The 18754-nt window shown below is 45.8% G+C and carries 11 protein-coding genes and 1 pseudogene; 5 read left to right on the forward strand and 7 right to left on the reverse strand.

Annotation, left to right across the window (positions count from 1 at the left end; translation table 11 throughout):
* The 3 genes from mreD to ACRC32_RS19435 all read right to left on the reverse strand — a co-directional run.
* Positions 1-426 (reverse strand): rod shape-determining protein MreD (gene mreD, locus ACRC32_RS19425; RefSeq protein ID WP_438555515.1); only part of this gene is annotated, 426 nt, incomplete at its 3' end.
* Positions 427-570: 144 nt separating this feature from the next.
* Positions 571-1320, reverse strand: coding sequence for a rod shape-determining protein MreC (gene mreC / locus ACRC32_RS19430; protein ID WP_438555516.1), 750 nt, complete (start codon positions 1318-1320; stop codon positions 571-573).
* Positions 1321-1544: 224 nt separating this feature from the next.
* The gene (locus ACRC32_RS19435) at positions 1545-2558 is read right to left on the reverse strand and encodes a rod shape-determining protein (protein ID WP_438555524.1); all 1014 of its coding nucleotides are present in this window, start codon (positions 2556-2558) and stop codon (positions 1545-1547) included.
* Between the two features lie 676 nt (positions 2559-3234).
* On the opposite strand from ACRC32_RS19435, the gene ACRC32_RS19440 reads away from it, so the two are divergent.
* Positions 3235-3603: a single-stranded DNA-binding protein gene (locus ACRC32_RS19440; RefSeq protein WP_438555517.1), complete on the forward strand. Its 369-nt coding sequence runs from the start codon at positions 3235-3237 to the stop codon at positions 3601-3603.
* Positions 3604-3639: 36 nt separating this feature from the next.
* On the opposite strand, the gene ACRC32_RS19445 is transcribed toward ACRC32_RS19440, so the two are convergent.
* A complete protein-coding gene (locus tag ACRC32_RS19445) occupies positions 3640-4473 on the reverse strand; it encodes an SIMPL domain-containing protein (RefSeq protein ID WP_438555518.1) in 834 nt (277 codons plus the stop codon).
* A gap of 205 nt (positions 4474-4678) precedes the next feature.
* Here ACRC32_RS19445 and ACRC32_RS19450 point away from each other — a divergent pair.
* The 3 genes and pseudogenes from ACRC32_RS19450 to recF all read left to right on the forward strand — a co-directional run bounded on the left by ACRC32_RS19450 (position 4679) and on the right by recF (position 10128).
* Positions 4679-5901: pseudogene (locus ACRC32_RS19450) on the forward strand (anion transporter).
* 109 nt (positions 5902-6010) lie between these two features.
* Positions 6011-8827, forward strand: coding sequence for a cation-translocating P-type ATPase (locus tag ACRC32_RS19455; RefSeq protein WP_438555519.1), 2817 nt, complete (start codon positions 6011-6013; stop codon positions 8825-8827).
* A 176-nt stretch (positions 8828-9003) separates the two neighbouring features.
* Positions 9004-10128: a DNA replication/repair protein RecF gene (gene recF / locus ACRC32_RS19460; RefSeq protein WP_438555525.1), complete on the forward strand. Its 1125-nt coding sequence runs from the start codon at positions 9004-9006 to the stop codon at positions 10126-10128.
* A gap of 59 nt (positions 10129-10187) precedes the next feature.
* Here the strand turns inward: recF and ACRC32_RS19465 are convergent, their stop codons facing one another.
* Together ACRC32_RS19465 and ACRC32_RS19470 are read right to left on the reverse strand one after the other, a co-directional pair.
* Positions 10188-10652 carry an MgtC/SapB family protein gene (locus tag ACRC32_RS19465; protein WP_438555520.1) on the reverse strand — a complete coding sequence of 155 codons (465 nt, stop codon included), beginning with the start codon at positions 10650-10652 and terminating at the stop codon, positions 10188-10190.
* Between the two features lie 10 nt (positions 10653-10662).
* The gene (locus tag ACRC32_RS19470) at positions 10663-11046 is read right to left on the reverse strand and encodes a hypothetical protein (RefSeq protein ID WP_438555521.1); all 384 of its coding nucleotides are present in this window, start codon (positions 11044-11046) and stop codon (positions 10663-10665) included.
* A 177-nt stretch (positions 11047-11223) separates the two neighbouring features.
* Between ACRC32_RS19470 and ACRC32_RS19475 the strand changes: the two genes are divergently transcribed.
* Positions 11224-12858 carry a S8 family serine peptidase gene (locus ACRC32_RS19475; RefSeq protein ID WP_438555522.1) on the forward strand — a complete coding sequence of 545 codons (1635 nt, stop codon included), beginning with the start codon at positions 11224-11226 and terminating at the stop codon, positions 12856-12858.
* Between the two features lie 509 nt (positions 12859-13367).
* On the opposite strand, the gene ACRC32_RS19480 is transcribed toward ACRC32_RS19475, so the two are convergent.
* The gene (locus tag ACRC32_RS19480; protein ID WP_438555523.1) at positions 13368-18608 is read right to left on the reverse strand and encodes a translocation/assembly module TamB domain-containing protein; all 5241 of its coding nucleotides are present in this window, start codon (positions 18606-18608) and stop codon (positions 13368-13370) included.
* Between the last annotated feature and the right edge of the window lie 146 nt (positions 18609-18754).

The raw sequence follows: 18754 nt of genomic DNA on the forward strand, positions 1-18754 counted from the left end.
CTCACCCAGGAAACCAAATTGTAGGGTGGCGATCGTTTCTACCATAATCGTCATGGCAAAGACAATCAGAGCCACAGAAATAAAATCTTCCTGAAGATAGCGCTGCTTTTGCAACCGTGCCGTCAGAATTCCCACCATCATTAAACCAAAAACGTGAGTGGGATTATGGGCAGTCATGCCATCTTGAATCAGTCCTAAAGTAATACCTGCGATCGCTCCTTGTAAAACCGAGCGTTTAATACTCCAAGTGACTACCCAGATCAGCAGCCAGTTAGGAGCAATACCAAGTAAAACTGTTCCTGGCAAGCGCATCGGTAGTAAGAGCAGACACAAACTCGCCGAGCCAACAATCGCTACCCCATTAACAAACTGTCGCCAACCAGGAGACTTCTGCCACAGGTGGCGCAAAGATTTAAGTCCCTGCATAAAAAAAGAGGATATTTTTTAAAATTTCAATTTTCAGAGCCTCGATCTTAAAGCAGCAAACGAAAATCGTAATTCAGAATTTGTAAATCGTAATTTTTATGTTCGGATCGAGCAGAGCGCACACCTAGCCGTACGCCCTACTTCCTAATGACTTTTAGAATAAACAACTGCCCACTCTAGATGGGGAATGGGAGCGGAAAAGGAGACAATAGCTTCGGGAGCGGGGCTTTTATTCAAGTCGATGGATTCAATCTTGCCTACAGGTAATCCGGCGGGATAAATTTGGCTGTAAGTAGAAGTGACGATCGCATCGCCGCGTTTCACGTCAGGCACTTTATCAAAAAACTGCATCACGGCTTGACTTTCTGATAACCCGCGTAAAAATCCTGTATGACGGCTGCGACTGACTGTAACCCCTAGCTGACTAGTGCGATCGCTAATTAGCAGTACGCGGCTGGTGTTGGGAGTGACGCTACTAATCTTACCCACTAACCCCCCAGGAGCAGTGACGATATCTCCGACTTTAATTCCCGTACTCGTACCGCGTCCCAAAGTTATTTGCTGCCACCATTGATCGGCACTACGTCCGATGACTGGAGCGACAATAGCTTGTTCTAAATTATTAGCAGACTCATAACTAAGAAGTTTTTTCAACTGTTGGTTTTGGCTTTTGAGTTCTGCTAACTGAGCTTGAAGCTCTTGATTTTGGGCATCACTCAAGCGCTCTGCTTGCACGGAAACCGAGCGATGAAACGGAAGAGTGATGAGTTGATAAATTTCAAAAATCAGTGCTGCTTGGGTCTGCCTGATAGTCCAAGCAGTACCAAGCGCAACAATGCATAGTAAGATCGGTAAGGCGCGTTTCTCCCACCACTGACGACGTTCGATATACATAGGTTTTAGTAGTTAGCAGTCAACTCGATGGGTTGACTTAATAGACTTTTAGGTTTAGATAACAGAGAGATATGCAAATTGGTAATTGGTCATTAGTCATTGGTCATTAGTCATTTGTGAGTAGTTAGTAACTTTTGACTTACGACTTACAACTTCTAACTCCTATTTTTGATTTTTGACTTTTAACTTTTGACTTTTGAATTCCCCATTACCAAGTTTCGTTTCTATCCTCGCCGAGAGCGATCGCTAAAGACTCGCTCCATTTGCTTGAATTTTTCCAGTGCCAACCCCGTTCCTAAGACAACGCAGTGCATTGGCTCGGCTGCTACGTGGGTGACGATACCAGTCTCATGACTAATTAGCGTATCTAATCCTTTCAGTTTCGCGCCTCCACCCGCAAGCATAATACCTCGATCTACAATGTCGGCTGCAAGCTCTGGTGGTGTTCGTTCCAGCGTCCGCTTGAGTGCTTCCACAATCACAGACAGCGGTTCTGACATACTTTCGCGAATCTCTGGTTCTTTAATTGTGACGCTACGCGGCAAACCAGAAAGCAGATGCAATCCCCTAACTTCCATCGTATTATCTTCGTCATCGCGCGAGGGATAGGCAGAGCCAATCCGCAGCTTAATTTCTTCCGCCGTGCGTTCGCCGATGACTAAGTTGTAAATTTTTCGCATGTACTGCATGATGGCTTCATTCAGTTCGTCCCCTGCAATCCGTACCGATTCACTCAGTACCGTACCGTAAAGACTGAGAACGGCAATTTCTGTTGTTCCACCCCCAACATCTACGATCATGCTACCGATGGGTTCGGCAACGGGCAATCCCGCACCAATTGCTGCTGCTAGTGGTTCGTCAATCAAATAAACTTCTCTCGCGCCTGCTTGAGATGCTGCATCCATTAATGCTCTGCGTTCTACCCCCGTAACTCCGCTGGGAATACCAATCACGACGCGGGGAGATACAACCCTGCCTTCATGGACTTTTTGCATGAAATGCTTCAGCATCATTTCGGCTGCATCGAAGTCAGCAATGACTCCATCACGTAGCGGGCGAATTACCGAGACGTTCACGGGCTTAGTAGGCGTTCTACCAAGCATTTTTCTGGCTTCTTCTCCCACAGCAATCGACGATTTATCGCTTAAATCCAGTGCGATCGCCGAAGGTTCTTGCAGTACAATTCCTTTGCCAGAGACATAAATCAAGGTATTTGCAGTACCGAGATCGATACCCATATCTCTAGACAACGACAAACGGTTAAACAGACCAAACATACCCACGCTTCCCACTCCCCCGTAAAAGCAAGATATAGTTTTTACACATCAGTAGAGTATTAGTAACTAGATCGGAATTCTCTTACCCCTCTAATTCGAGTTTAGTCGAGCCAACTAATTCTCGGTCAGGCTTAGTTGCAATTCTTAGACTGGCTGACAAAAACACCCCTTCAGTTAAGAAAAGTTAATGCTTGTCCAACTAAATTCCCAAGGGTAATTTCACTGAATCTTTATACAAATTTAAGCCATTTTTTGCTTACTTTAAGTAATTCCACAGTTGACAGTTATCAGTTATCAGTTATCAGTTATCAGTTACCGAAAAGCCAATTTCCAATTATTGAAACTCGGGCGATCGCGCGATGAATAAGTATTAACACTTAATCGACTTGTGAAGAAAAAAGGAGATCGTTGACAAGAAGTAAATATATAACGCTCCAATTTATAAAATCTTCATAAATTAGTAATTGGTAATTAGTCATTGATAATTGGATGGTAACTAGTGGAACCAGCTTTTTATCTCTAGTCACTAGCCACCAGCCACTGAGAACTGACAACTGAGGTCTTGCCAGTATAGGTACGGAATAAGCTACGATTGTGGTTATGGATTTCGAGTACAATTGTACTAAATTTGAGTGATATGAGTCTTAACGTTGTTACTCTCGTCGGTCGTGTTGGTGGCGACCCTGATATTAAGTATTTTGAGTCTGGTAGTGTCAAGTGCCGCATGACGCTAGCTGTAAGGAGACCAACCAAAAATAGCGAGGAACCAGACTGGTTCACGCTAGAAATTTGGGGTAAAACAGCGCAAACAGCCAAAGATTACGTTCGTAAGGGAAGTCTAATTGGAATCAAGGGTTCTTTAAAGTTCGACACCTGGGACGATCGCAATACGGGTACACCGCGTTCAACGCCAATCATTCTTGTGGACAAAATGGATCTTTTAGGATCTAAACGCGAGAACGAAGGTGGCGGCTATAGCGGTTACAGTAGCGACGACAATTTTTAAGTAGGGACGCACAACCGTGCGCCCCTATATTATTTATCAATAACCAATTTGCAGCGTCACAGAAGCCTCTATTTGCTGTTCTCCGCCGACTACAGGGGTCGTAGCGGCTTTATCGGCAAAAGCTGCTTCTCTTGCCATTAAAGGCATGGGAGGCTGTGGCGGACTGGCGCTGTTGACTTGAATGCTGACAATTTCCTTTTGGCTGAAATTGAGGCTGCTAAAAACAGCACTTGCTTGCTGTTGAGCATCTTTTGTTGCTGCTTGCAGGGCTTGTTGTCTCGCTTTGGCGATTGCCTCATCTGTAGCAGTAAAACTCACCCCTTCGATCCGAGTTGCTCCAGTTTTGACGGCAGCATCAATGATATTACCAGCTTGTGACGTTGGGACGCGGAAACTTACTGTATTTGTCGCAGAATAACCCGTAAGCCGTTGCTCGTTGTTGGCGTAATTATAAAGAGGGTTTAAGTAAATTCCCGTAGTTTCTAGTTTTTCTACGTTACGCGATTTCAATAAGTCTACAACTGTTGAAGATCGCCGCGCTGCTTCTTGCTGCACTTGCTGGGCTGTTTTGCCTTGTACTTCCACTCCCAAACGTACCTGAGCTAGCGTGGTGGGGATAGATTCTACTCCTCTACCCGTGACAGTCAGAGTTTTATAAGTTCGATCCATTTTTTCTGGAGCTGGTTGCGCCCATACGGGACAAATATAACTGAGAGTTGACAAACTCAATGCGATCGCCGTAACTGTAATACTATTTTGAATTTGAGATTTTAGATTCTGGTCGCCCAAAATTGCTAAGCCGCTAAGCGAGGATTCAATTGCTTTGCGCTTGGAAGCAAATTTTTTTTGATGTATTGAGAATTGTTGCATTGAACTGATTTACCTCACACGAATACCGTACTTTCTTAGACAAACTAGATGAAAATACGTTCCTAATCTGGCATTAGATGAGGATAAGTTGTGAATGGTTACAGTTTTAGTAACTAAGCTAATTTAAAGTCAAAAATCAAAAGTCAAAAGTCAAAAGTCAAAACTGAGGAGATAGAAGTTATGATTAAACACTCATAAATGACAAATGACAAATGACATTTTTCAATACATCATCCTTGGGTTAACTTATTTAGGTTTGGGGCTAGGATACTTCCCCGGCTTGCGGATGAATCGCGCTACGATCGCTTTTGTGGGGGCGGCTTGTCTAGTTAGTCTTGGTAGTTTTAGTCTCAAAGAAGCTTGGGAGGCGATCGACGCTGGAACGATCGTTTTTCTCCTTAGTATTATGATTGTCAATGCTTACCCTACCAGCGCCGGTTTTTTTCAACTAGCTTTAAATATTTTATTACGTTACACTCGCAGTCCTTTTGGATTACTAACTGCTTTAACATTTGTCAGTGGCTTTTTATCTGCCTTATTTCTTAACGATACGATTGCGCTAATTTTTACACCTTTAACACTCGCTCTAGCGCTAGTTTTAGAATTAAATCCAATTCCCGATCTTTTAGCATTAATAGGGGCAACAGATATTGATTCTGTTGCTACTTTAAATGGCAATCCTCAAAATATTTTAATTGCTTCTTTTTCAGAAATTAGTTATTGAGAATTTACTCAGGCTTTGGCTCCTGTTGCTGTAGTAGGATTGCTTGTAAAATTAGGCTGGTTGTGGTGTTTGTATCCCGAAATTCGTTCTTTTAAACCTACCCTCGACCGTCCCCATATTAGACGCAGACGTATTCTTAAACCCGTACTGTATAAAAGTTTAATTATTACTGGAGGGATGTTAATAGCATTTCTACTCGGCGCACCGCTAGCAGAGTCAGCGTTGGTAGCATCTGGATTGCTTTTAATTACCCGTAGGCTAAAGCCATAGAAAATTCTACCAGTAGTAGAATGGGATTTATTGCTAATGTTTTCCGGCTTATTTGTACTCACAAACGGTGTTAAAAATCTAAAGTTTCTTCAAAGTTTTACAGTATTAAAAGTTTTACAGTATTAACAGATAGCAACGCAGGATTATTAAGCGTAACAGTAGTGCTTTCTAATTTAATATCCAACGTTCCAGCAGTATTGTTGTTACAACCATTAATTCCTCAAAATAGCGATCGCGAGTGGTTGTTACTGGCAGCTGGTTCAACTTTAGCTGGAAATATGACGCTTTTGGGTTCGATGGCAAATATGATTGTGGCTGAAACTGCGGCAAAACAAGGTTATCACCTCAGTTTTTGGGAACATTTGCGCTTTGGCTTGCCTTTATCTCTAGTAACGTTAGGAATTGCCTATTTCTGGCTGCAACAATCAGAATAACTTCCAACTTCTGACTTCCCTTGCCTCCCACCACTCCCTAGAACAGATAGCCTAAATATAGTGCTTAATTTATGATTTAATTCAGCAAGCATTTCTTAGCAAACTATCCATGTCTGCAAACCCCCATCCTAACCCAACCCACGTTTGGCACGCCTTAGAAGTTGATAAAACTATACAAGTCTTAGAAAGCAATGCAGAAGCGGGTTTAAGCTCGTCTCAAGTCAAGCAGCGCTTAGAGGAGTATGGACCTAACGAATTGCAAGAGTCTGGAGGTCGCAGTCCAATCGCGATCCTGATCGATCAGTTCAAAAATATTATGTTGCTGATGCTAATTGCCGTGGCAGTTGTATCGGCAGTGTTAGATATACGCAATAACGAATTTCCCAAAGATGCGATCGCGATTAGTTTAATTGTCGTTCTCAACGGAATTCTCGGCTACCTACAAGAAAGCCGGGCTGAAAAAGCTCTAGCAGCACTCAAACGTCTGTCGGCTCCTTTAGTCAGAGTCATGCGCGACGGCAAACTCACGGAAGTTGGAGCAAAAGACCTCGTACCAGGAGACATAATGCTGCTTGAAGCAGGAGTCCAACTCGCCGCCGATGGCAGAATCATTGAAGAATCAAACCTGCAAATTCGCGAGTCGGCATTGACGGGAGAATCCCACGCGGTAGAAAAACAAGCTGATATCCAAGTACCGGAAGATACGGGATTGGGCGATCGCATCAACTCAGTCTACCAAGGTACGGAAGTCACCCAAGGACGGGCGAAAGTCATCGTCACTAATACGGGGATGCAAACGGAACTCGGTAAAATCGCTGCCATGTTGCAAGCGGTGGAAAGCGAACCGACTCCTCTGCAACAACGAATGTCGCAATTGGGTAATGTTCTCGTTGCAGGGGCAATGATTTTAGTGGCTTTGGTGGTTATAGGTGGCGTGTGGCGTTTAGGCTGGGGTGCGTTTGAAGACCTGCTACAAGTGTCTTTGAGTATGGCGGTTGCCGTAGTCCCAGAAGGCTTACCAGCCGTGATTACCGTGACTCTAGCGCTAGGAACGCAGCGGATGGTGAAGCGGAATGCCTTGATCCGCAAACTGCCTGCGGTGGAGACTTTAGGCAGCGTTACCACAATTTGCTCCGATAAAACAGGGACGCTGACGCAAAACAAAATGGTGGTGCAGGTAGTCGAGTTAAACCAAAAATCCCTGCGGGTAACTGGCGAAGGTTATGCACCCCAAGGAGAATTTTTGAGCGACGGTCGAGCGATTGACGCAGACCGAGATCCAGATTTACAAGCATTGCTCGTTGCCTGTGCCTTGTGTAACGATTCTTTTCTGCAAGAGGAACAAGGACAGTGGAAAATTGTTGGCGACCCAACCGAAGGGGCGTTAGTGACTTTAGCCGCTAAAGCCGGAATTCAAAAAGACCAGTGGTCTAGCCGTTTGCCCCGCGTGGCTGAATTTCCCTTCTCCTCCGAACGCAAGCGGATGAGCGTGATTTGTCAAACGAGGCAAGAGGTACAAGACTATGCGCTTTCGTCTTTAGCTTCTCATAACTCGGCTTATTTGATGTTTACAAAAGGGTCGCCCGAGTTGACTTTGGAAAGGTGCGATCGCATTCATACAGGCGATCGCGCTGTGGCGATTAACGAGGCTCAGCGGCAGCAAATTCTGGAAACAAACAACCAAATGGCAAGTCAAGGGCTGCGGGTGTTGGGTTTTGCCTACAAGCCTTTAGCAGAAATACCTCCAGAGGGATCGGAAGAAGCTTCAGAACGAGAATTAGTTTGGCTGGGATTGGTGGGGATGCTGGATGCACCCAGACCAGAAGTGAGGGATGCAGTGGCAAGATCTCGCGAAGCTGGGATTCGTCCGATCATGATCACGGGCGACCACCAGTTAACAGCAAGGGCAATCGGGATCGATTTAGGCATTGCTCAAGCAGGCGATCGCGCCGTCACTGGGCAAGAATTAGAACGGATGAGCCAAGCCGATTTAGAACGGGAAGTAGACGAAACGAGCATTTATGCTAGGGTGTCTCCCGAACACAAACTTCGCATCGTCCAGGCATTGCAACGCAAAGGTAAATTTGTTGCCATGACAGGGGATGGGGTAAATGATGCCCCCGCCTTGAAACAGGCAGATATCGGGATTGCAATGGGTATTACTGGTACGGACGTGAGTAAAGAAGCTAGCGATATGGTATTGCTAGACGATAACTTTGCTACGATCGTCGCTGCTACTGAGGAAGGTAGAGTCGTTTACACCAATATCCGCCGCTTTATTAAATACATTCTCGGTAGTAATATCGGTGAAGTGCTAACCATTGCTGCGGCTCCAATTCTCGGACTTGGCGGCGTACCGCTGACACCGTTGCAAATTTTGTGGATGAACTTGGTGACGGACGGTTTACCAGCTTTAGCTTTGGCAGTAGAACCAGCCGAACCCAACGTCATGAAACGCCCGCCATTTAGTCCCCGCGAAAGCATTTTTGCCCGGGGCTTGGGTTGGTACATGGTGCGGATTGGAATTATCTTTGCAATTTTGTCAATTATTTTGATGGAGTGGGCATATTTCCACACAGAGGCAGTACAGACAGCCGGATTGAGCCGCGATCGCTGGAAAACGATGGTATTTACCACGCTCTGCTTAGCGCAGATGGGACATGCTTTGGCGATTCGCTCTAACACCCGTCTGACAATTCAAATGAATCCGCTGTCCAATCCCTACGTTTTGGGGGCTGTATGTTTAACCACAGTCTTGCAACTGCTGCTAGTTTACGTCCCGCCCTTACGAGCTTTCTTTGGCACTCACTTTATAACTCCGATAGAATTATTAATCTGCTTCGGCTTCAGCAGTTTAATGTTTGTCTGGATTGAAATGGAGAAATTGTTTATCAACTGGCAACAGCGTCGGAAAGCAAGTAGATAATGGTTAATGGTTAATGGTTAATGGGGAAGTCAAAAGTCAAAAATCAAAAGTCAAAAGTCAAAACTAATAACAATCGATCGTTGTCGATCGCAAATGACAAATGACAAATGACAAATGACAAATGACGAATGACCAACAACCAACAACCAACAACCAACAACCAACAACCCATCAAAATGTTCCTCAAAACCCTCCATCTGAAGCAATTTCGGAATTATCAGGAGCAGCGAGTTGATTTCGTTGCTCCTAAAACAATATTGGTGGGTAATAACGCTCAGGGGAAATCGAATTTATTAGAAGCAGTGGAATTGCTGGCAACATTGCGATCGCACCGTTTGGCACGCGATCGCGATCTTGTCAAGGAGGGAGAGGCATTTGGGCAAATTCACGCCACGCTAGAGCGACAAACAGGCATCATCGATCTATCTGTAACTCTGCGCCGTCAGGGGCGGCGGACAGTAGCTCTCAATAGCGAACAATTGCGCCGCCAACTGGATTTTTTAGGTGTCCTCAATGCTGTAGAATTTTCCAGTTTAGATTTAGAACTGGTGCGTGGTGCGCCAGAACAGCGCCGTCACTGGGTGGATACGCTGTTAATCCAGTTAGAACCCGTATACGTCCATATCTGGCAGCAATACAATCAAGTATTGCGGCAGAGAAATGCATTTTTGAAAAGTAGGGGCGGGTTTCCAATGCCCGTACAGGAGAAGGAAGAATTAGCGGCTTGGGATGCGCAGCTGGTAACTATTGGTTCGCGGGTAGTCAGGAGAAGGGCGCGGGCGATCGAGCGTTTAGCACCTTTGGCTGCTGAGTGGCATGCTAGCATTAGCGATCGCGCTGAAGTTTTGCAAATTAGGTATGCTCCAAACGTACCGTTCACCGAAACTCACCCTGAAGGAGTGCAGCAAGCTTTCTTAGACAAGATCGAGCAAAGAGCGATCGCCGAGCAGCATCAAGGTACAACTTTAGTCGGTCCCCACCGAGATGAAATTGAATTGATCATTAATCAAACTCCTGCTAAACAATATGGTTCCCAAGGTCAACAGCGCACTTTAGTTTTAGCCCTCAAGCTAGCAGAATTGAAACTGATCGAAGCCGTTGTCGGAGAACCACCGCTATTATTACTAGATGATGTCTTGGCAGAACTCGATCTCAACCGTCAAAATCAACTTCTAGAGGCAATTCAAGACCGTTTTCAAACTTTGATTGCTACAACTCATTTAGCTGCCTTCGATTCCCAGTGGCTCCAAGCATCACAAATTCTCTCAGTTAATGCAGGGCAAATATTCAGTGACCAGTGACCAGTTATCAGTGACCAATTAATTCTGACTTACGACTGTGCGTTTACCCGACTTATCAATTACCTTTTTGTCGGTCTTTCTAGTCTTTTAAATACAGTCAAAACGATCAAAGCCAAAACAGAACTAACTAAACCCGTTTGCCACAAGCCGCAACCAGCAGCAATTCCCAAGCCCGCAGAAACCCAAATCGCTGCCGCTGAAGTGAGTCCTCGTACCCGATCTATGCGAGATTGTACTTGAGTCTCGCGCAAAATTTCTCCAGCGCCAATAAACCCTACTCCAGCAGCAATCCCTTGAATGACGCGACTAATCGCATCACGCCCTTCTTCTGCTGTCGCCACGATTTGCAGTGGAATCAGAATTAATAATGCCGAACCCAAACTAACTAGCATATGAGTGCGTAAACCCGCTGGTTTGCGACCGATCTGGCGTTCTACACCAAGAATTGCCCCGAACACCAAAGCCATAGCTAGCCTGAAGCAAATACTTAACCAATCATTAGGGGCAAAAGATATGTTGGTCACTGGTCACTAGTCACTGGTCACTGTTTAAAAACTGTCGCAAGCGCAGCAAGCCCAACGTCTGAGCCAAATTGAGTGGTAGTAAGGATACGCCTTCGATGCGCGATTGTACCCAACCTTCGCCCCAGTACCATTCGTGAAATCCATCGATTCCACCGTGGAGCAATAGGCGCAAACAATTTGGCTTTGCCACGTCTACTTGATGTTCGATCGCTACAGGTCCAATCCAACTAGTAAAAGTCAGACCTGGATGGAGTTGTTCTGGCATTCCTGAAGCTAACCGTTGTGGCGATAGCCATTTTTGCATCTGTTCGGGACGCAACAAACTATCTTTAATTGCTGCTGCTGATGCCTCTACTTCAATCCGTAACTGACTGTTTTGAAAACTACCCCACATAATTTATGACTCCAGTACTAATGCGATCGTAGCTTTTTATAGTTATCAGTTACCACTCATTCGTTATCAGTGACCAATTTGCAATTGATTCCGACTCCCGACTCCCGACTCCCGACTCCCGATTCCCAATTGTTTTAGAGTAAAGTGTAAAGCTGCATTTCCTAATTGAAGGAGGAATTGGTGAAAAAGCTGGTCTGGGTGGCAGGGGGGATTTGTTTGGCATCTGTGGGGTTGGCGCGTCCGGTGTGGACGCAAGAAACGCTGTCTATCGGAGTCACGGGAATTGATGCCCAACGGCTGCATGAATTACCTTACAACTTAATTGGGCGGAAAATTGCGATCGGTCAGGTGGAGATTGGACGACCTGGAAAGTTTGGCTTGGATAAGGCGGTTTCCAAACAACCTGCGATCGCCCCAGCTGGCGTGTTTTTACGTAATGGTGCAGCTAAGGCAAATACGAATATCGACCCCCACGCCCAAAATGTTGCCAGCATTATGATTAGCGATCGCAAAACTCTGGCAGGGATCGCCCCAGGAGCTAGGTTATACTCGACTGCGGTAGGCTCGGTGAAGTATGCCGGACAGCCGGAAGAATGTTTATCCGCACAATCGACAGCAAACCACAATAGCGGTGACGTGCGGGCGATTAATTTTAGTTTTGGTGAAACTTTGGAACGCGACCCGCGACCGGAGGCTAGATTAGATGGTCATTCTCTACTGACTCGCTGTCTGGATTGGTCTAGCCGCGTCCACGATGTTTTATATGTTATTGCCGGAAATCAGGGGAAGGGCGGAATTCCCATTCCTACCGATAATTACAACGGCATGAATATTGCTTTTTCCTCCCGCCAAGACGGAATTTTCCGCAAAGTTGACGTGACTAATTTAAGTGCCGCTGGTGGTGGCGTCAAGGGTAGATTGCGGGGACGGGAAATGAATCTCGGTACGCGGCAGTCGATTAGTTTGGTTGCTCCTGGCAACAGGGTTTATGCCCTTAATCCCGATGCTAAGGTCAAGGAGGTTACGGGTACGAGTTTTGCCGCACCTCACGTTACAGCTACAGTGGCGCTGTTACAGGAATATGGAGATAAACAGATTAAGCAGGCGATCGCCCCAACCCCCCTTGAGAAGGGGGGCGAGAGATCTCGGCAGAATTGGAGTTTGGATGCTCGTCGCCATCAGGTGATGAAAGCGGTGTTGCTCAACTCTGCTGATAAAGTACAAGATGCGGGTGATGGCTTGCGATTAGGGATGAGTAAAACAATTATTGACAAACAAAATCGCAATTGGATAGATTCTGATGCTTACCGTCAGCCCAAAGTTTCTTTAAATTCTGAAATCGGTGCAGGTCAATTGAATGCTTTTCGCGCCTACGAACAGTTTAAAGCAGGACAGTGGCAATCTTTGCAACCAGTTCCAGCTCTGGGTTGGAACTATCATCAACTCAAAGCTAACTCTGCTGAAGATTACGTCCTCGCCGCACCTTTGAAACAGGGTAGTTATGTTGCAATCACCATAGTATGGGATCGATTCGTAGAGCTGAGAGATAAAAATCAAAATAGTGAATTCGATCTCGGAGAAGATTTTCGCGATCGCGGTTTAAATAATCTCGACCTTTACTTATTAAATGCAGACTCCAACGCTGCTGCTAGTAATATTTGTACCTCAACTAGCGAGGTTGATAGTATCGAGCATATTTTTTGTCCAGTTCCCACTACAGGCAATTACAAAATTCGCGTCCAATTTCGCCAACAAGTAAATCAACCCTCTCAACCTTACGCGATCGCCTGGTGGACTGTACCCGCTCAGTAAGTTAAATGTTAAAAGTTAAAAGTCAAAAAAGTGAAATTTTTCAACTTTCTAACTTTCTATCTGGAGAAGACTAGGAGCTTCAGACTCAACTATTGGTGCAGTTAAAGCTGGTTTAATACTTTTGAGCTGCTGAGTTTTTGAAGCTGATAACAAAGACAGTAGCTTAGGCAAGCTGAGACACAGAGCAATGTTAGCAAAAGTTAGAACTAGACAATCGATGAAATTCATAGCTGCAATTGCCTCCCTAAAAGTTCCCGCTAAACGCTAATACGTTTTTTGGGTATCTTTTTAGTGTGCAGCATGTTGACCCCAAAAGATCTAATCGATGCTTTTGAGTTTCTTTTCACTGCAATAAGCTAACTTTATTAATCTATTTGTTGCTATTGCCTGTATATTTAAAATATAACCTCTTTCGTAACAAAAAAGAAATATAAGAGGAAATTTATAGTAAGTATTAGTGAGATTTGAGTGTAGGGTGAGCAATGCCAACCTTACTATGACAATGGGATTTAAAACTGCACTTCATACTCAACCACAGCTTGCGTATCGTCCGCAAAATCTGTTGCGGCGCGGACGCGGGTGTTATCGTTCAAGCGATAGCTCAAACCGAATTGAGCTGGTTGTTGTGCGGTTAAGAATGTCAAAACCGAGACATAAGCATTGCGCGTGATATCAACGCCAGCCTCAGCTGCTAAACCAAGAGTAGAAGAGCGCGATCGCTCCTCATTAGAAATAGAAGTGGGGAATAAACGCAGCTCTGATAAACCCAAGGCATTGCCAATGTCGGTAAACGTATTTTGAAAGTTACCTAATATAGCTGTTCCTGCCAGATTAACTAGTCCCGTTGCCGTATCACCACCACCCTGTCCTGCCAAAGTTTGCGCGAAACCACCACCAATCAAAGCGATAATCTCTGATTGACTGCGGGAAGGGCTACTTGTCAGTTCCAAATTTTCAAATAATTGGCTAGCTGGTCCTTTAGCAATTGCCCGCACGCGAACGGTATTTACGGAACCGATATCTGTAGATAAAGTATTGTCGGAAACTTCGCTACTAATATTAGTAGAAGGAACTTGCGATCGCGTCACTTCTGGTACTGATGCAATTAATCGGACATCCAGCGTTGGATCTAAAGCTTGTTTTGGTGTAAATGTGGCTTTCTGTTCGTAACCCCGTTCCAACTCAAACTGAGTTGTAAATAAATTCACGCTACCACGTTCTAAATTGATAGTTCCTTTAGGGCGCAGATCGCCCAGCATCCCATTCACGACCAGAGTTCCAGCCGCTTGAAAGTCGAGGATTGGCGGTAGCGTCACAGAGACACGATCTCCCAACGTCAATCGCAAATTGCTCAACTCCACAGGCGCTTCAGCCGCTTGAGCTGGGGCAGTTCCCCCTTGTCCCCCTTGTCCCCCAGGCGTAGCAGGAGCATTGGTAGTCGGTAGAAAAACCTGACCGTCCGCTAGCAATACCTGACCGCCAATAACGGGGTTGAGTGCGGAACCAGTGACAGTAACTTTACCGTTAACGCCTCCTTGATACAGGTTGGGTAAATTCAGCGCCAACCGATCTAAAGAGACAATCAGAGGATTAGCAGTATCTGGGTCGCTAGCAGCCAAATTCTCAAAAATAGGAATCACACCTTGGGCAACCACCTGACCCCTGGAAAAATCGCCTTGAATTCCCTTGACGAGAATGCGATCTTCGTTAAATAGCACCGTACCATTCACATTTGTTAATGGATCTGCTAGAGCCGCAGCAGTAATAGTGGCATTTTTCACCACGGCTATTCCACTAGCTTCAGGCTGCTTGAGAGTGCCACGTATTTGCAGTTGAACTTGCCCTTCACCGCTTTTCCACGCCACTTGGTCGGTCAAGACATTGAGTAAGGCTAATCCTTGATTTTGGACGTTGACATCTAAACGAATCTGGTCGCTATCCGGTTTAACCGAAGCGAAAGGTAATTGTAAGGGAATACTACCAGTCGCCGTTAATGGGTCGGGTCCAGCAATCAGAATGTTGCTACCGAAACCGAGACGAGCATTAGCATAGCTGAAACTAGCCGCAGCTGATTCTACGGGGTTTTGATTGATCGTGCCTTCGCTGAGTTGAAATTCTCCGACTGCTAGGGGGTTTTCGGTACTACCAGCAATGGTTGCCGTACCGTCTACATTACCTGTCACGGCGATCGGTAATTCGACAAAGTCATTGAGTAGGCTTAACGGAAAGCCCCTGACTCGTAACTGACCTGATTGCTGTTCGCTGCTAAAACGACCAGTTAAAGCTACAGCGGTGTTTTCGTCCAATCGTACCCGCGCGGGGAGTAAGGTTAGCACTCCTTCATTAAAGTTACCAGTAGCAACGAGGCGATCGGCGGTATATTTGCCCCACTGCCATTTATCCCCTCTCAAATTGAAATCAGCAGCAATGCCCTGTTGGGGAGAACCACTAGCAGTAATTTCGCCGCCAAAAGTTCCTTGAAGTTCGGCTAAAGCTGGAACTGGAAAAGCATCCTCACGTTGCTGGCGCTGCTGTTGGAGTAAAACTAAAACTTCCGAATAACGACGTAATTGAGTTAATAGCGATCTATTTGGTGCGCCGACTTGTAAAATTCCTAAATCTTTTGCTGTAGCATAATCAGGAGGCTGAAAACCGCGTTGCAGGTCTTCAAAGTCATAAATTTGCAGGGCGCTGAGGATATCTTGAATGTTGCCTTGGGCGATATTCGCTTTAGCTTGAAATTGAGGACCTTGAGGAGTTTGGTTGAAGCTACCTGCTAAAGCATAGCGACTTTGACCTTTGACAAATTCACCATTAGTCAGCGTCCCGCCACCGTTCCCGTACCGAAATTTTGCCGCTAAGCGATCGCCCTGCAATCTACCTATACCAGGTTGAGTTACAGCCACATCTCCTTGGGCGGTTAGACGGTCGGGATTGACTGTCAAATCGGCTGACAAAATGCCACTGAATGGACCCGTGAGGTAGGGGTTAGCTGGTGCAGACAAATTCAGCACCCGTAAAGGAAAATTTTCGACATTGACTAATAAATTCTCGCCCTGACTTCTACCAGTGGCGATCGCCTCATCCAATCTCACCGTAAAATTATTCGGGCGATAGTCAGGTTTGAGATTGACAGCAACGCGATCGTTTTGATTCCCAACTAAATCTAAATTTAATCCCCTGCCCGATCGCAGCCTTAAATCTCCCGCTAATAGCGGATCGAAAGCTACGTTATTGACGGCAAAGTTTTGCAGTCGCACTTTACCTACGACATTCGGTACTGGTAAATTGCCCGTAACCTGTCCGACAAAACTGACTCTACCCGCCACGCTACTATTTGGTGGCAACTGTATGGGAGCGTTTTTGAGATCGTAGTCTCGCACTTTGACGTTAAAATTTAACCCCGTTATCGAGGCAACATTTTGCGGGTCAACACTAACTTTGCCATTCGCTTGAATATTTCTAGATGTGAGTTGGGGAATATTTAAAGTGTTGCCATTCCAATTTAAGGAAGCAGTCAGAGGTTGTCCGATTAACTCCTCCGACAAGCGAACTCGCCCCGCTGCTGTAATTCCTGCCGGACTGAATTCGCTGATAGTTCCGGCTAAGTTGGCATCTCCTGTCAGTAAACCTCGTAATTGTGGATTAAATCGATTGAGCTGGATTCCATTCGTATTAATTGCTACTTGCCAGCGACCGTTATTGAGCTGAATCTCCCTAGCATTAATCGTACCTCCGGCAACATTTAACCTTCCCGTGCCGCTACCCCGTAAAGTTTCTGGAGTAAAAGCCGTGGTACTACCCGATAGATTCAGCCTTCCGTTCAAACTTCCCGCATACTGAGGAGGTACGGGGGCGAGGCGTTGCAATTGTAACCCCGTTGCTTGCAATTGAGTTTGCCAGCGTCCGGCGGCTACCTGGATACTAGGAACGTTAATCGTACCCCCACCAATACCTGTTAATCGACCCGCACCTGTAGCAGTGAGTTGTTGTGGTTTAGCTGGGTCGAGCGTACCAGCTAGATTAAACGTACCATTTACCGGATTTTGCAAGCTGGGCGGGACTTGAGTTAACTGTCCCAATCTCACCCCAGACGCTTTGATTGCTGCTTTCCAACGTTGGTTGACCAACTCCCCAGCCGCCGAAACATCACCTCCAGCCACGCGGAAAATTGTATCGCGCAGGAAGAGGTTGTTGGCGTTGTAAATAACGAGCTGTCCTTTACCTGGATATGTCGCTTGGGGTGCTTGCCAATTGACAACTGTACGGGGTTTATCTGGCGTACCTAAAACTTGGGCTTGGGCGGTGACAATTCCCACTTTCGCAGCTTGGTTAGTTACACCGTAGGCTTTGGCGATCGCATCCCCTGGAATATTATTAGCAATAAACTTAAAATCTAATCCTGCTGTTTGTTCCGGTTTGAGGGCTAATTTCAGCGTCCCGTTCCCCGTCACCTTACCTCCAGCGGCAGGCGTAGCTGATATATTGGGAAAATTTAACGTTCCCGCTGCCGTATCCAGAGTAAAATTCGTACTAACTCGACTGACATCTAATCGATCTAACCGGACTGGTTTGATATTTACTACATCTCCGGTCAAAACAGCCGCTTCTACGGGTCCTGTCAGTTTGACTTGCGATCGAAAAACACCGTCAACAGGTACGGGTACTTGTAGTTTTAAGCTAGAAATTGCGGCGGCGGCGCTGACAGCATCGACGTAAGCCGAGAGATTGAAGCCTTTTTCGATATCCAGAGAACCCTTAGCCACAGCTGGAATTTTGCCATAGCTACTGGCAACGTTATCTAGGTAAATTTCCGTTCCCTTAAACTGCAACCTTCCCTGCGAATTATTAAAGGCTTGCGGCAATTGGTTAACTTGAGCTGTCACCTTGTTTAGGTCGGCAGTACCATATAAACCCAACAGTTTTACAGGAGTGAGTTCGGCTTTAAAATCGCTGTTGACTCGACCACCTTGAATAACTAACGGCAATTCAATCAGCCGCGTTAGATCGGAAGCTAGAAATTCTTGCGTATTAATATTGATACTGGCTCGTCCCGACTCGACGCGAAAATCTCCATCGAGCTTTAGCTCTCCCCCTGTCTGCGGTTTTCCGGCTAAATTAAAATCAATTAGATTATAATTCTCGCGAAAAGTTGCTTCTCCGTTAACTTGGTTGAGGGTGACAGTATTACGTGATGTAGAACGAGTTAGTTGTTGAACGTTGGATACTAATACTGCTTGGGCATTCCGCCAGCCAAGACGATTCAGAGCAATTTGAATTGGACCTCCCGCCTCACCACCCGTAGCAATATCAGTATTTACCCAGCGCCCTTGGGTATCTTGCTGCACGTAGGCTTTTGGGTTAACAAGCGTGACATCTAAGGGCAAAGTGCGAGTCAAAAGCACTGATAAGGGGTTATAGTTTACCTCCACTGCTTCAATCGATGCCGTATCTGGATCGGTAGCAGTAGCCGGGACAGAAGTAGCACCCAAGCGTAACCCCGTCAAACCAAACCGTTCGACGCGCCCAACTTTAATCGGTCGTTTGAGGGTTTGGGAAAGATTTTTTTCGACAAGTGGCGATAGCTGTTCGTAAATGAATCGATTTATCCACCACGCACCCGCTGCTACCCCTACCAATATTGGTACGCCAATAGCAACAGTAGTCCGACTAAATAAGATATTCTTGAGACGGTTGGGTCGAGAAGACTGTTGAGAATCTTCAGTTTCCGGCTCACTGAAATTAGACATAACCCCTCACGGCTGATCTGGACGGCTAGAGCTAGTGGCAAAAACCCACACCTGGGAGCAGCGCCAACTTTAAGGATAATTCAAGATTTTAAATGTGAAATTATCGTTACGGGATTGTTAACATCTATTTGCACAAAATAACCAAA

Source organism: Chroococcidiopsis sp. (assembly GCF_051657925.1).
Lineage (GTDB): Bacteria > Cyanobacteriota > Cyanobacteriia > Cyanobacteriales > Chroococcidiopsidaceae > Chroococcidiopsis.